This is a genomic window from Belliella filtrata, from assembly GCF_022549775.1.
Classification (GTDB): domain Bacteria; phylum Bacteroidota; class Bacteroidia; order Cytophagales; family Cyclobacteriaceae; genus Belliella; species Belliella filtrata.
In genome coordinates this window covers 105,675-121,838 of the sequence record NZ_JAKZGP010000004.1, presented here as the reverse complement: position 1 = coordinate 121,838, position 16,164 = coordinate 105,675, and the positions used below count along the sequence as shown (strand labels likewise).

The window sequence follows — 16,164 nt, the reverse complement described above, 5'->3', positions numbered from 1 at the left end:
ATTTCTTAATTGATAAGTGTAAATACCCCCGTTTGACTTCCTTTCTCACCATCCTCTGCTTCAAAGACTAACTTATAGACATAATTTCCATTCGGACTCATTTTACCATTCAATCGACCGTCCCATCCTTCATCCTCTCCATTCATGTTAGTATAGATTAACTCACCCCATTTGTTGAAAATGTAGAATTCATAGGTTTTTACTCCTCTCACTTTCGGGAAGAAAAGATCATTGACTCCGTCACCATTTGGTGTAAAGGCATTCGGAATCATAACTCTATAAGAAGCCAATACTTCAACAGCAATTTCAGCTTCTGACACACAGCCAAATATGTCAAAAGTCTTGAGTCTAATTTGATAAGTACCCGGTCTGGAGTAGGTATGACTTGGGTTTTGTGATGTGCTACCATTTCCATCTCCAAAATCCCACTCCCAAGCAATTACATTTCCTAATGTCCTATCTATGAATTGTACTTCATCATGGACAAGAATCTCTCCAGTAGTACCAATAGAGGGTATGGTGTAGACAAAGTCAGCATCTGTAAAAACAAGTGGAAGTTCAATCTGATCACTGATTTCAAACTGACAACCATTGGCATCTGTGATGATTGCTGATACTTCTCCTCCTTGGAAAAACTGTGTTTCTGTAGTATTGCTATCACCATTGTACCAGCTGATTTCATAGGCTGAGGTTCCACCAGAAATTTCTAGCCAAGCTATTCCTGTCAAAGTTTTGTTTTCACAATCTATGTCAAACCTGTGAAGTAAACTCGCTTGAAGGGGTTCGGGCTCTCTTATTTCAAAGGTTCTTTCGACGATACAGTTGTTGTCGTCGATTATTGTCACGCTATATGATCCAGCTGCAAGACCTGCTCTATTGAAGCTATCAACTTGATCATCGTCCGACCAAATCACTCGGTAGGGTTGCATACCTCCCGAAATATTGAGGTTGATGAAGCCTAACATGTCACCATGACAACTCAGTTCTTGGCTATGATCAGATTCTAACAAAAGGGCTGAAGGCTCAGAAATGCCGAAGCTCCCACCTGTGCTACATCCATTTCTGTCTGTAATCACTACACTGTATATGCCAGGTGCTAGATTTCTAGGATTTCTGCCATTGAAACCATTAGACCATCTGTAGGTATATGGCGCTGTACCACCAGTGACATTGAGCTCTATAGCCCCATTGTTTGCACCGAAGCAGGATACATTATTCACTACTTCTCTGTAGGAAAGAAGTTCTGGCTCCCGAATATTGTATGTAGCTGTAGTATTACAGCCAGTTGCATCTCTAATGGTAACTGTATAGTTTCCAGCCTCTAGACCAGCAACTGTAGTGACATCTCTGGGGCCATGGCTCCAAATTATTTCATAAGGCGCAAGCCCCCCCGAAGTTGTTATGCTGATTCGTCCGTCAGCTGCACCAAAACATGAGACAGCATCTAACTCATCCAACCTGATGGCTAGATCAAGTGCTGGTAGTATTTCTATTTCTTCAAAAATGGAGCAACCAGCGGCATCTGTTACCGTCAAGGTATAATTACCAGGGATAAGATTAGACGCAGTTGGTCCACTAGCACCTGTAGACCAAAGGTAAGAGTATGGAGCTACACCGCCTGAAATGTTTGCAGTGACTTCAGCTCTTCCTCCAGTAGAACAAATGGCCGTGGTGCCTTCAAGTGTAAGTTGCATGGCAGGAGCTGGGGAAGGTACATCTATTTCGATGAAGGTAGTACAGCCATTACTGTCAGTTACAGTTACAGCATACTCCCCTGGTTGGATGTTCTGAATGGATTCGGTGGTTGCGCCGTTTGACCACAAATAGGAGTAAGGTGCAGTTCCACCTTGTACATTCAAGGTAACATTCAAGCTGTCTTCTGGGTTGCATATTTCAGTTGGAATATTTGCTTGAACGGATAGAGGCGCATCGGGCTGTGTGATGAAGAAAGTTTCTGAAGCAAAACAAGTGTTCTCGTCAAACACAAAAACGGTATACATGCCAGACATGAGGTTTTCAATAGTGAGGCCTTGATCACCTGTAGACCATTGAATTTGATAATCACCTGTGCCACCTTCTATCGCAATTTGAATGCTGCCATCATTTCCTGCACTACAGCTTACATTTTCTAGGCTGACCAAATTAATGTTGATTGGATCAGGAGTGAGTACTTGATATTCATCTGTGAAAATACAACCATTGGCATCGGTGATGTTGACTTGATAAATTCCACCTTGCAAATTGCTGATGTTTCTGGTACTTGCTCCGTTTGACCATTCGTAAGTATATGGAGCTGTGCCTCCCGTGACGATCAGGTCAATTCTTCCATTGCTATCTCCTGAACATCTTACATTTCCGATAAATGGAGTGACTTGAATAGCTTCAAATGGCTCTGTGACGATGAATGTTCTGCTGATGCTACAACCTCTGCTATCTTCTATTTCCGCTCTATATGTCCCTGCTAGAAGGTCTTCTATCAATGTTCCTTCTCCTATAGGATTGTTAGCATCATCAAACCAATTTACCTCTATCACGCCAGTTCCACCACTTAGCGTAAGACTGATACTTCCATCATTTCCACCCACACAGCTTACTGGATTGACTTGTGCTGTAGTGTTCAATGGCTCGGGTTGTCTGACAATGAGGTTTTCTCTTGCCACACATCCATTGCTATCTGTGATGACTACCTCAAATATGCCCGGCATTAAATCATTTCTGCTCCAATCTGTGCTACCATCTGACCACCTGATGGTGTATGGTTCTGTCCCTCCACTTGCTGTTATTTCGGCTTGTCCATCGCTGGCACCAAAACAGCTGATAGGAGTTACATCGATATCAATTACGATTGGGTCTGGTGCTGTGATAGTTACTTCGACTGTAGGAGATACACAGCCTTTACGGTCTTCAACATAGACTTCATAAGTGCCTGCTTGTAAATTGCTGATTGATAAATTATCACTTCTTATGTTGTTGACAAAAGCAATATAATCTCCATTTCCTCCACTAGCTTCGATCAAGAAATTTCCTGACCGGCCACCATGACATAGCACATGGTTGACATTATTTACTTCAATGGAAATTGGGTCTATATTGTCTATTTGAAAGTTTTCTAGGATGAAACAATTTCTTTCATCTGATACAGTAACTTGATAAATTCCGGGGCTTAATCCAGAGATAGAAGAATTGTTTCCGATCACATTTCCCGATTCATCTCGCCATTCGAATGAAAGTTGACCTGAACCTCCTTGAGCCGAAACATCCAAAGATCCATCCTCCCCATCATGGCAACTTACATGCTCTAATGATATTAAATCAATTTCTAAGGCTGGGGGATTAGCAATCGTGATGGTACGAGTCCAAGAACAGCCTTTTTGATCTCTGACCTCAATCGTATAGGTTCCTGGTAAGATATTTTCAAAGGTAAATAGCCCTGACCCATCTACTGGGAAGAAGTCTTGCCCCATGGATGCTTCATATGTTTCATTCCCTCCAGAGATTTCTAAACCTATAATGAATTCGTCATTGTGACAAAAGACCTCATTTGGATAGTCTAGCGATACCCTCAATGCTTCCGAAGGTTGAGAGACCACTATTGAAATTCTATCGGATGGGCAACCGCCACTTACTGCGAATGCTTCATATGTTCCAGCTGAGAGACCTGTGATTTCTGTGCCATTTACCAAATTGCCGTTGAAGTATAGCTGATAGCTAGCTGAAGGTCCTCCAGAAGGAATAAGCCTGACTACACCATCATTTCCCTGATAGCAACTCACATCTTCCACAACGAAATCAAGCGTGGTCTGCGTAGGCTGATCAAGTACTACTATATTGTCCATTGAAGTACATCCTCCTGCATCTGCTATGGTGTATCTATATGTTCCTGATTTTAGATTCAAGGCATTGAACTGCCCTTCCAAAGAAGGCATTTCAATAAAATCAACTCCATTTTCGGCATATTCCCACGTGATTGTGATAGGAATTCTTCCGCCAGTTGTTTGTACAGCTATGCTTCCTTCACCGTCAAAACATTGGATAGGAGTAATGTTATGGTTGGCTTGAAGTGGAAAAGGTTGATTAAGTGTGATCGGAGGAATATTAATCAAGCAGCCATTCTCATCCTCTACATTGATAAGGTATTGTACATTTGCAGATAAACCACTAAATGTTACCGCATCATTTTCCCCAGCTGTTCTCGTCTCACTTCCAAATTGGATTTGATAAGGAGCCGTTCCTCCTGTCAAGGTAAATGAAATCTCACCGTCCCCAGTTTCAAAACAGCTAAGGTCCTTAACATCCAAAATTTGATAAGCAAGAGGAGCATCTGGTTGATTTACTTCAATGGTGATTGGATCAGATACACATCCGTTTCTGTTGTCAAGTGCATAAGCTTCATAAGACCCAGCAATTGCTGTAAATGTATTTCCGAAAATTTGATTTCCATTTACAAAAAAGGTGAAATTGGTAGCTCCGGGTCTGCTAGCTGTAAGCCTTACGGTAGTTGATCCACCATAGCAAAGTATATCGTCGTTGTCGTAGTCTATTGATACCGGAGGAGCTTCATCTATGGTGATTTCGTTCTTAAATTCAGTGCAATCATATTGGTCTGTGGCTGTATACCTGTATAGCCCAGGTGTGATATCATCGAGTCTATTACTTGTACTAGGACGAGTTGTCCATACAGAAAGATTTGAATCCCAAGCTTCCCAAACATATTGATAAGGGGGTGTGCCTCCATTCATTGTCAACGCTATAAATGTAACATCACCAGGGCAAGCGATCTCTCCAATATTTTCCGTAAGCGTCAGTTCTGTAGGTTCTGAGATAAAGAAGGTTTCTACGGCTTGACAATTGCCATTTTGGTCTAGTACGGTAAGGGTGTAAAGACCAGCGCGCAAATCTGTATGCTCATAAATATCACCCTCTTGTAGTGCGGAAGCATTTTGGCTGTATCCATTATTCCCTGTCAGGGTATAGGTATAGGGTTCGGTTCCTCCCAAAATCTCGAATGAGACTTCACCTTCAGTTCCCTCAAAGCATGTATTGTTTACAGTAGCTAGGTTGAAGATTTGAAGCGGTCTTGTGGGTTGATTTATAGTGATGTTTTGGGTGAGAGATTCACAGCCAAAGTTATCGACCAATTGCAAAGTGTAAATGCCAGCTGGTAAGTTGGTAAAGCTAGTTTGCATACCACGATTTGTACCATTCAGGATTATGGTATATGTTCTGTTAGTCTCTACGTCAATATCAATAATCTCAATGCTACCAGTTTCATCACCAAAACAATAGACATCGGTTTTAGAAAAAGTGAAAACAGGTTGCTGAATACTGAATATCTCTATATCATCATTGAATGGAGTACAATTAGGGTCTGAAATTGTATAAGTATAAATTCCAGCTGGTAAATTTTCAAATTCAGCTGCTCCTGTGAAGAAATTTGAAATGGTATTGGTGTAACCATTGTCTCCAGTTAGGGTAATGGATTTGTCGGGATTTCCCCCTGTTATGTTTAGTATGATCTGACCTAGGTCATCAAAACAAGTCAATTGCTCAACTTGAGAAATTACAATAATCTCATCTGGTTGGGTAATGATATAGTCATCAGAGTCTAGGGTACAGTTATTGTCATAAGTAAACCTTACGAAATACCGTCCTGCAATTAACTCATCTAGTTGATCTAAGGCTATAGGTGTATTGGTTCCTGTAGTTTCTCTTCTAAACCATTGGAAAGTAATTTCACTAAAATCTCCAAAAGTTTCAAATTTTATAATCCCATCATTGCCTCCAAAGCAACTGACATCCTGAATTTTTTCAATGTCATAGATTGGTTGGTTAGGGTTGCTGATAGTAATAGACCTGCTTACTTCACATCCTCTGCTATCTCTTACAGTAACTTCATAGTCACCAGCCTCCAGGTTTGCAATGATATTGGAGGTGAGTTCTTCCTGTATGCCATTCACGGTTACAAAAAACTGATAGCCGGGAACTCCCCCAGCAGCAGAGATGGCTATGATCCCATTGTCATTGTCACATGTAGGGTCTTGGGCGCTTACATTCAGTTGTAATGGATTGGTAGGGCCAGGTACAGTGATGATTCTACTGAAGCTACAAGTGGCGCTACTTCCATAGGTGACGCTATATACCCCAGGTGTGATGTTTTCAAGGAAATTGACATTTTCTGCAACCAAAATATTGTCAGGAAGTCTATACCATTGGCTGGCGAAGCTTGCATCTCCTCCTACAAATTCAACTTCTATTCTGCCATCGTTATGATCACAGGAAGGCTCGCTAATGTCTATGATGTTGATAGCAACTTCTTCTGGTTGTGAGATGACGATGTCTTCAAGTATGGCTATACAACCTCTTGCGTCAGTGATCGTGACACTGTATGTTCCTTCTCCTAAATTTCGAGGGTTTTGATTGATAAATCCATGACTCCATTCGTAGAAATATGGGAATGTACCTCCGGTGACACCTATGTTGATCCTACCGTCATTTCTACCAAAGCAGCTGACATTTTGAAGGTCTTCAATATTTACTACTATTTGATCTGGGCCTTCAAGAATTATCTCGAGTCCATGGATACAGCCAGCTGCATCAGAAACTAGGATCTTATAGGTACCTGCTGGTACCCCAATGAGAGATTGTGATGCGCCAGGGAAACTTTCAAAATCTCCATTTTCATTTTCCTTTTGCCATGAAATGTTATATCCTGGTGTACCACCACTCACTTGAATTTGAATAGAACCATCATTGGCATCTGGACAGGAAGGTGAGTTCAAGGCGAGTGTTTGAATTTCAATTCCTGCCACTGGTTGGTTAATCTGAATGTCTACAATTTCATCGTAGCAACCATTTTCATCTGTAACACGAACCCTATAGGTCCCTGCTGGAATATCGCTGATGTTCTGCGTGTCAGCGGTAAAACCATTTGATCCAGTCCATTCATAAGTATAGCTTCCAGTACCTCCACTAGCTTGGACATTGATGGCCCCAGTGGATTCTCCAAAGCAATTGATGTGCACTGGTGAGCCATCCAAGGTTATTTGAAGTGCAGGAGTAGGGGGTATGATAAAAGTTTCTTGAACATAGCAGTAATCATTAGTCAATTCTGAAACCCTCACAGTATAGCTTCCTGGACCTACATTGGTTAGGTCTTCAGTTGTAGCAATCACAGTAGAAAAGTCTCCAGCAATGTACCATTCGTGTTTCAAGCCTCCAGACCCACCATTAGTTTCGATTTGGATGGAGCCATTTTCTTGTCCAAAGCAAGTTTCTGGTGTGATGCTCACCAAGTCAATTTCTATTTGCGTTGGAGAATCAATGTCAAACTCAAACTCATCCAAGCTACAGCCACTAGCATCTCTTACGACAATTGTATTGTTTGTGCCTGCTGGGAGGTTATTTATGGTTATGTTTTGATTAGAAGTATTGACAAAAGTCCCATTATTTAAGGAGTAGGCATAAGGAGTTCTTCCACCACTGATATTGAAGGATACTGACCCATCTTGCGAACCAAAACACGATACTGGAGTTGTGGTAGGGGCTGATACTTGAAGTGCATCTGGTTCGGTGATTGTATAAATTTCCTCATCAAAACAACCATTTTCATCTGTTACAACGATTTTATAAGTGCCTACTCCTAGGTCGTTTAAATTGAGAGTTGTAGCTTCTGGGATTTCTATGTAGCTGCCATTATCTTCTATATACCACTGATACGATAAAGTGCCAGTGCCGCCATTGGCCGTGAGACCTGAGATAGATCCATCTTCCAAGCCATTACAGGAGATGTTATCTCGTTGGAGGTTTGTGGCATTAATTTGAACGCGTGAAGGCGTCCCAATGGTAATGTTTCTGGAAATTTTACAGCTATTTTCATAACTGATTACAGCTGTATAGTTGCCAGCAGTGAGTTTATCAAACGTAACATCGCTACCATATAAGGTCTCGCTCCCTATAGTAATCTCATACGCTGCTGTGTCATCTACTATAATTCTCACGCTACCATCATCAGCACCAAAACAAGTGACAGGGCTTGGGAAGTCTAGCACCAATGGAGCAGGTGGAGCAGTGACGTTTTCATAAAGAATTATAGAACAACCTTCACTATCGGTGATAGTGACCGAGATTTGACCTTCAGGCAAGTCATATGCTTCTTCCGTACTTTGGTTGCCAATGCTCCATTCTATGGTATATCCTCCATAGCCACCCGTGATATCATAAACTCTTGCAATCCCATCATTAGATCCCACACAGGTTAGATTTCTTACTACTTCAATTTCAGCTTTTAAGATTGCTGGCGGGCCTATGATTTCAAATTCTTCTCTAATCGTACAGCCACCTGCATCTGTGATGTCTACATAGTAGTTTCCTGCTTCTAAATTACTTATTTGTGAAGTAGTTGCACCATTGTCCCAGGCAAAAGTGTAACCACCCCATCCGCCTGCTGGAGTTACGGATGCTTGTCCAGTGCTTTCTCCAAAGCATTGTACATTGATAGCGTTTCTAGTAGTAGTTAGTAGGGCAGGAGGACCATTTATTTCTACAGTAAATGTCTGCATACATTCTGGGTAGTTTAATCCCCCATGTTTTGTTGTGATGGTATAGGTGTCAGCAGGGAGATTTGTGAAAGTATATTGACCACTTGTAGCATCTACATTGACAAGCTCTTCAGTAACAATGGTTAGACCAGAGGAATTCGTTAAACTCACATAGACTTCAGTGGGTAGGGGGTTGATATCTGTATAGTTTCGGGTGATTTCAAAGAGAATGCTCCCGTCAGATTCCCCGAAACATGTGATGTTGCTTGGTGTACTATCAAAGTAGAATAGGGACTCATCGATGATAGAAAAGGGTAACTCTTCAGGACAGCTTTCAAGCCTGAAGGCATCCGAAATTTCCAAGAAATAATCTCCAATAGGTAATCCATCAAACCTTACTTCACCACCATTTGCTACTGTCCACGGGTTGACATACCCTCCAGAAGCTCTTCTGATCCTAAACCTAACCTCACCTTCATATCCAAGGATATTATATGAAATGCTTCCATTGTCTTCACAAGTAACAGGAAATGCTCCAAGATTTCCATCATCATCGAACTCGATTGGCTCTATTTCTTCAAGTTCGACTTCGTCGTATTCAACACAACCATTTGCATTTTCTACCTCCACGACATAACTCCCCGCAGGGAATCCTGAAAGATTTATTGTGTTTCCAGATATAGGAGTAGATTGAACAACTTGTCCAAATTCATCATATATGGTAACAATGAATGGTGATAAACCATTGTTAATAACTCCTTCGATTCGTCCATAAGTAATACCATCACACTCATTTTCCTCCAAAAATTCTATATCAAGAGTAAAGTTTGAGGATCCTTGGAAAGTAAAGGTGTCTGAATATATGTCACCTTTCGCATCTACTACTGTAGCTATATAAGTTCCTCTTTGAGCTTGTGTCAAAATACTAACTTCAGAAGGACCAAGGTTTTCATCAACTTGTATTATTTCTCCATTAAGTTCCCATGTATATGTATATGGAGCTTCTCCACCTCTTACTCTAAATTCAGCAACTCTTAAACATTCTTCTCTAACATACCTGTCCCCCTCCATTGACTGAGCAATTGAGTTTTGCCAAGCCATTGTTGTTAGGAATAGAATTAGAATATTTATCTTTAAAAGGTATAATTTCACCATATAACTCATTTAGGAGAAAGCCCACTTTTCATCAAGCAATAACTATTAATAGGGTGCTCATGCAAGATTACAGGTCGATTTCAAATACAGATAAGAGGGTTTCGGTTAGGTTATACTGTATTTTATGATTACAAAACAATATTATTGTATTTCGTAATGTGTAAAATACTATTCTGAAATTACCTCATATCAGTTAAGTATATGAATAAAAAATCATATAATAAAAATAATATTTTTAGGGATTTTTCTACAAAAATCGTTGAATCTCTTTAATTAGGGTTTGTTTACGCATTAATGCAATTCATTGCTAAAAAATTGGTAATCAATAAATAATCGAATATTGTCTTAAATCTAGGCTACTTCAATAGCTTCTATTTTGTTGTTTCTAAATTCGCCTTTTTCACCCGCTTTCAATCCCCAAAGGGCTGATACCAGAGGGGATTCTTTAGAAACCAGCTGATAGTCTGTGCCGTCTAGAGATACTTTACCCATAGGTATAGAAACCCAGATCCAGCCCATTGCCACTTTAATCAAAGCACCCTCTTCTATCGTCTCCTGTTCTTTCACCGGGACAGCATTGAGTTGATTGAGCATCACCTTGGTAGTGCTCAGTTGCTTTTGTAGCATACTCCTGTTTTGGTTGAGCATTTCTTGATGCGTCTCATACTTGTCTCCTGCGGAACTCTTTTCTTCGGCTTCAGAAGACTGCTGAAGTTCGCTCAATTGTCTCTCGATATCCGTGATTTGATCCTTCAGCAATTGCTGCGATTTTTTTAAAAGTGCTTGCTTAATGTTCTGGCTTGATGTCTTCATGCGGCAAAAGTAAATAAAAAACAGGAAATCCACTTAGACTTCCTGTTTTCTCAAATAATAACCCAAATAAATATGTCTGTTGCAATTATTCTTAACTCTTGACTAAATAATTTTGCATAGCCTTTTGTACAGCTTCTACCAAGCCATTATGCCTACTTAGGTCTTCTCCCCATAAGGTTTCTTCTTTTAAAGCTGATGCTACGATCACACTTGTATCTTCTGTAGTCCAAAGGTTTTTGAAAAAATTTGTAACTTCCTTATCATCGTGAACTGGTGTTACCACACCTTCAAAATCTCCACTATAAAATATAAGCAAGGCTGCAAATGATTGTATTAAATTGTTAGGCCATTCACCCTTCCGCTTTTTATATTCTAGGATGCTAGGAAGTACCCTTACTTTAAATTTGGAAATGGAGTTCAGTGCAATAGAACTCAATTCATGTCTGATAAAAGGATTTTTGAATCTATCGAGTACATCACTTGCAAATTTCTCTAGTTCGGCGGGAGGGAGGTCTAGTGTCGGGATGATTTCTTTGTAAATAGCATCTTTGATGAAGTTTCCAATTTCTGGATCTTCCACAGATTCTCTCACTGTACGCAATCCTGATAGATAAGCTACAGGAACCAATGCTGTATGAGCACCATTCAGAATTCTTACTTTTCGTGTTCTATATGGACTTTGATCTTTCACGAATTTTACTTCAAGGCCTGTTTGTGGTCCAGGAAATATCTCTGCCAAAGATTTATCACCTTCTATGACCCAAAGATGAAACGGTTCTGCCATGACGACTAATTTATCTTCGAATCCCAGTTCAGCTTGAATAGTATCAATAGTGTCTTTTGGATACCCTGGCACGATCCTGTCTACTAGTGTATTACAAAACGTATTGGAAGACGCAATCCAGTTTGAGAAAGCCTCTGGAAGTTGCCATAGAGCAATATATTTCATTATAGCAGCTTTGAGTTGTTCTCCATTTTTATCTATCAATTCACAAGGAATGATGATAAGCCCTTTGTCATTATCTCCCTCAAACTTCTTAAATCGCTCATAAAGTAACGCTGTAAGTTTACCAGGGAATGTATTTGGTGTGATATGGTAGTCAGTGTCATTTTGATCAAATGCAATGCCTGCTTCTGTGGTATTGGAGATGATGAATTTCAAATCAACCTGATGGGCGAGTTGTAAATATTCTTGATAGGCATCATATGGATTAGTGACACCATTGACACAAGTGATCAGCTTGGTCTTGTCCACGGTGTTTCCATCAAGGATGCCTTGCAATTTCACATGGAAAAGTCCATCTTGATCATTGAGCAATTTCCCTAAGCCTTGTGCCAAGGGTTGTACAATTTGAACATTGCCATCAAATCCAGACTTTTCGTTCATTTCTTCAATCATCCAGTTTACAAACCCTCGTAAGAAATTGCCCTCTCCAAACTGAATGACTTTTACCGGTCTTTGTACTGTGCTGACCTGATCTCTATTCAAAGCTTTCATGGATTCCGTTTATTAGAAGTTGAAATAATTTTTTGCATTGTAATAGCTGATGTCGGATACTATTTTGCCTAGCCAAGCTTCATCAGCTGGTAACTCACCATTTGCGACATCTTGTCCTATGAGATTACACAGAATTCTTCGGAAGTATTCATGTCGAGGAAATGAGAGGAAGCTTCTAGAGTCTGTAAGCATACCAATAAAACAGCTGAGCAAGCCCATGTTTGAAAGGGCATTGATTTGCTTTTCCATACCATCTTTTTGATCTAAAAACCACCAAGCTGATCCGAACTGGATTTTTCCTCTAATGGATCCATCATTGAAATTACCAATCATGGTAGCCATTACCTCATTTGCGGTAGGGTTGAGGTTATAAAGTATCGTTTTAGCCAGCTGATCTGTTCCATCTAGCAAATTTAGAAAACTTGCCAATGCCCGAGCTTGAGAAAAGTCACCAATTGAGTCAAAGCCAGTATCTGGTCCGAGTTTACTTAACATGCGCTCATTGGTGTTCCTAAGTGCACCTAAGTGAAACTGCTGGGTCCAACCTTTTGTGTGATACATTTTGCACAGTTCATACAAGGTGTAGAACTTAAAGTATTGGGTTTCTTCTACACTTAAAATTTTGCCACTAAGGACATTGGTGAATAAGGTGCTGATGTCATAGCTTCCCAATTCAAAGTAATAGAGTTGTTCAAGTCCGTGGTCAGACAATGTCCCTCCATGACTGTGAAAATGATCAATTCTATTTTGTAATGCAGCAAGTAAGTCATTGTAGTTTTTAACCTCGATGCTTGAAACCTCAGAAAGTTGTGAAATATATGCTTTGAAGGCAGCGGGATTTTCTACTGCATAGACCTTATCAGGTCTGAATGCTGGAAACAATTTCGTGTCAGGGCTGCTGCTTTCGGCAATTTTGTGATATTCTAGACTATCAATAGGATCATCTGTAGAGCAAACTATTTCTACATTCATCTTTTTCAACAAACCTTGGGTGTGGTATGCTGTCGTTTGAAGTTTTGCAGTGGTTTCATCATAGATTCTTTTTGCATTGTCAGGCCCCAGTAAATCTGTGATGTCAAAGTATCGTTGTAGCTCAAGGTGTGTCCAATGGTAGAGGGGATTTCTTAAAGTGTAAGGAACTGCTTCTGCCCATTTGGTGAATTTTTCCTCATCTGTAGCGGCTCCAGTGATGAATTTCTCATCTATTCCCAGTGTACGCATTGCTCTCCACTTGTAGTGATCACCAGCAAGCCAAACTTCAGAGGTGTTGTTGAACTTTCTGTTGGTAGCGATATCGTGCGGAGAAAGGTGACAGTGATAGTCTATTATTGGAAGTTTTGAGGCGTAATCATGGTATAGAATTTTAGCAAAATCATTTTTTAGCAAAAAGTCTTCAGTGAGAAATTTGCTAGAGTTTTTTGTAGCTGAGATCATTTTGTAATTGAAAATTGATGAAATAATTAGCTTTTGTTAAGAGAAGATTCTCTAATGATAAGTTCTGGTTTCAAAACTGTTTTATGAGTGGCTTTCTTTTTGTTTTCTGATTTGAGTAATTCAAAGAAGGTCTCTGCGGTCACCCTTCCCATAGGAATACTCTTTTGATCCACTGTAGTGATAGGTGGGGCAGTGAAAGATGTAAAGGGTTCATTTCCAAATCCTGCAAGCTTGACTTGGTCAGGGACCGAGATCTTATGCTCTCGAAGCACTTGCATGGCCCCCATCACAGCATAGTCAGAAGATGAAAATACAGCATCAAAGCTTACTCCTTTACGGAGGATGTTTTCCATTGAAGTTCGACCATCTTCGAGTTGCATATTGCTTTCTTCAATTAAGTCAGAATCAAGAGGTATTTGAGCATCTCTTAGTGCATCCTCATAACCTCTTAGTCTTTCTCTATAAATGTTGATTTTCTTTGGCGAAGTGAAATGAACTATTCTCTTGCAGCCTTGATCAATGAGGTGCTTGGTGACCTCATAGGCTCCTAAATAATCATCTATCACTACTTGACTTACATCCAGTTCATTGGTGATCCTGTCAAAAAGAATAAGCGGAATACCTTTGTCAAGGACTTTTTTGAAATGATCAAAAGAATCAGTGTTTTTCCCAATAGAGGCTATGATGCCATCCACACGTGCATTGAGAAGGGCATCTACTGTTTGTACTTCTTTTTCAAAATCTTCATAAGACTGTGAAATGATAACCTTGTAATCTAGCTCATTGGCAATTTCCTCTATCCCCCTTACGACAGAGGAGAAGAAATTTCGGTTGGCAGTTGGCACAAGGACACCGATCAATTTACTTTTACCACTTCTTAAGGCAGAGGCGATATGATTTGGCTGATAATTCAGCTGTTTAGCCATTTTAATTACCTGCTTTTTGGTGTTTTCTGAAATCCTCGGGTTGTCATTCAGTGCACGTGAAACAGTCGAAGCTGTGATATTCAACTTTTCAGCGATATCATGTATCGTCGCCTTGCCTTTTTTCATAAATATTAATCTTGTGGCTTACCGATAGTTGCAAGAATGCCACCATCTACATAAAGAATTTGTCCATTGACAAAGTCGCTGGCTTTACTACTTAAGAATACTACAGCACCAGCCAAGTCACTTGGGTCTCCCCATCTGCCCGCAGGGGTTCGGCTTATAATCCACTCGTTGAATGGGTGGCCATCTACTCTTATCGGGGCTGTTTGTTCCGTTGCAAAATATCCTGGTCCAATGCCGTTCACTTGGATATTGTATTTTGCCCATTCTGTGGCTAAGTTTCTTGTCAACATTTTGAGGCCACCCTTAGCAGCAGCATATGCACTTACAGTGTCTCTTCCTAGCTCACTCATCATAGAGCAAATATTGATGATCTTTCCTCCACCTCTTTTTACCATTGATTTAGCAACGGCTTGAGCTAAGATGAACGGAGATACCAGATCCACATCAACGACTTTTCTGAAATCTTCAGGGTCCATTTCTAGTGCTGGTACACGCATGATCATTCCAGCATTGTTCACCAATATGGCAATGGCTCCCAAATCTGCTTCAATTTGAGCGATGTTTTTGTTTACAGCACTCACATCTGTGACATCAAAAAGGTAACCTTTGGCATCGATGCCCTCATTTTTATAAGCTTCAAGTGCTGCTTCCATTTTGGAAGGAGTGTGTCCGTTGATTACCAATGTGGCTCCATGCTCGGCAAGTGCTTTGGCCATCGCCATTCCCAATCCGTGTGTTGCTCCCGTTACTAGAGCAACTTTTCCTTTGATATCGAATAGATCTGTCATTATTTTAATGCTATAGGTGCTACTGTATCCATATCTCCATAATCCAAGTTTTCACCAGCCATACCCCATATAAACGTATAGTTTGATGTGCCAGCCCCACTATGAATTGACCAAGGTGGAGAAATGACGGCTTGATGCTTTTTCATCCATATATGCCTGGTCTCCTCTGGCTGCCCCATGTAGTGACATACTGCTTGATCTTCATTCATGTCAAAATAGAAATACGCTTCCATTCTTCTGTCGTGGGTGTGAGCTGGCATGGTATTCCATACAGAGCCAGGCTTCAATTCAGTCATTCCCATTTGTAGTTGGCAAGTAGGGACCACAGAGTTTACAAGGAGCTTGTAGATAGTTCTATGATTGGAGTTTTCCAATGCACCCAAAGTGACTACTTCTGCATCTTTTTGGCTTACCTTTTTGGTAGGGAAATTCTTATGAGCTGGTGCAGAATTGAAATAGAGATAGGTGTGACCATCACCAGAAGGATGGAAAACCACATCTTTTACCCCTTGTCCTATATAAAGCGCCTCTTTGTGAGCAAGCTCGAAGGTCTCTCCATCCACTTCAATTTTTGTGGGTGCACCTACATTGATGATACCAATTTCTCTTCTTTCTAAAAAGTATGAAGCTTTGAGTTGATCTACAGTTTCTAAACTTAAAGCTTTGTTTACAGGATGAATTCCACCTACAATAAGTCTATCATTGAGTGTGTATACACCGTTGATATGGTCTTCTACAAAAAGATTTTCAATTAAGAAATGTTCTCTGAGTTGAGAAGTATCATAGTTTTTAACATCTGCTGGGTGATTTGCGTATCTTGTTTCTATGTTGGTGTGCATAATTTATCTTTATGTAATCGTTTGCGCAATATAGTATTTTATGTGTGA

7 protein-coding genes are annotated in these 16,164 nt (G+C 40.3%); all 7 read right to left on the bottom strand.

Annotated features, from left to right (window positions below):
- Window positions 1–5 precede the first annotated feature (5 nt).
- Window positions 6–9,638, bottom strand: a complete 9,633-nt coding sequence (locus MM239_RS03325) for a T9SS type B sorting domain-containing protein (RefSeq protein WP_241346580.1) — start codon at window positions 9,636–9,638, stop codon at window positions 6–8.
- Window positions 9,639–10,043: 405 nt separating this feature from the next.
- Window positions 10,044–10,505 carry a hypothetical protein gene (locus MM239_RS03320; protein ID WP_241346579.1) on the bottom strand — a complete coding sequence of 154 codons (462 nt, stop codon included), beginning with the start codon at window positions 10,503–10,505 and terminating at the stop codon, window positions 10,044–10,046.
- 91 nt (window positions 10,506–10,596) lie between these two features.
- Complete coding sequence (locus tag MM239_RS03315) at window positions 10,597–12,003, bottom strand: tagaturonate reductase (protein ID WP_241346578.1); 1,407 nt, start codon at window positions 12,001–12,003, stop codon at window positions 10,597–10,599.
- A gap of 12 nt (window positions 12,004–12,015) precedes the next feature.
- Window positions 12,016–13,437 carry a glucuronate isomerase gene (gene uxaC / locus MM239_RS03310; protein WP_241346577.1) on the bottom strand — a complete coding sequence of 474 codons (1,422 nt, stop codon included), beginning with the start codon at window positions 13,435–13,437 and terminating at the stop codon, window positions 12,016–12,018.
- A 26-nt stretch (window positions 13,438–13,463) separates the two neighbouring features.
- A complete protein-coding gene (locus MM239_RS03305) occupies window positions 13,464–14,489 on the bottom strand; it encodes a LacI family DNA-binding transcriptional regulator (protein ID WP_241346576.1) in 1,026 nt (341 codons plus the stop codon).
- 5 nt (window positions 14,490–14,494) lie between these two features.
- Window positions 14,495–15,277: a gluconate 5-dehydrogenase gene (locus MM239_RS03300; protein WP_241346574.1), complete on the bottom strand. Its 783-nt coding sequence runs from the start codon at window positions 15,275–15,277 to the stop codon at window positions 14,495–14,497.
- Complete coding sequence (kduI, locus tag MM239_RS03295; protein WP_241346573.1) at window positions 15,277–16,116, bottom strand: 5-dehydro-4-deoxy-D-glucuronate isomerase; 840 nt, start codon at window positions 16,114–16,116, stop codon at window positions 15,277–15,279. The genes MM239_RS03300 and kduI overlap by 1 nt, the downstream gene beginning before the upstream one ends.
- Between the last annotated feature and the right edge of the window lie 48 nt (window positions 16,117–16,164).

Coding starts and splice junctions, on each gene's coding strand:
- MM239_RS03320 (WP_241346579.1), bottom strand. CDS start 10,505: ATGAAGACATCAAGCCAGAACATTAAGCAAGCACTTTTAAAAAAATCG.
- MM239_RS03315 (WP_241346578.1), bottom strand. CDS start 12,003: ATGAAAGCTTTGAATAGAGATCAGGTCAGCACAGTACAAAGACCGGTA.
- uxaC (WP_241346577.1), bottom strand. CDS start 13,437: ATGATCTCAGCTACAAAAAACTCTAGCAAATTTCTCACTGAAGACTTT.
- MM239_RS03300 (WP_241346574.1), bottom strand. CDS start 15,277: ATGACAGATCTATTCGATATCAAAGGAAAAGTTGCTCTAGTAACGGGA.
- MM239_RS03325 (WP_241346580.1), bottom strand. CDS start 9,638: ATGGCTTGGCAAAACTCAATTGCTCAGTCAATGGAGGGGGACAGGTAT.
- kduI (WP_241346573.1), bottom strand. CDS start 16,116: ATGCACACCAACATAGAAACAAGATACGCAAATCACCCAGCAGATGTT.
- MM239_RS03305 (WP_241346576.1), bottom strand. CDS start 14,489: ATGAAAAAAGGCAAGGCGACGATACATGATATCGCTGAAAAGTTGAAT.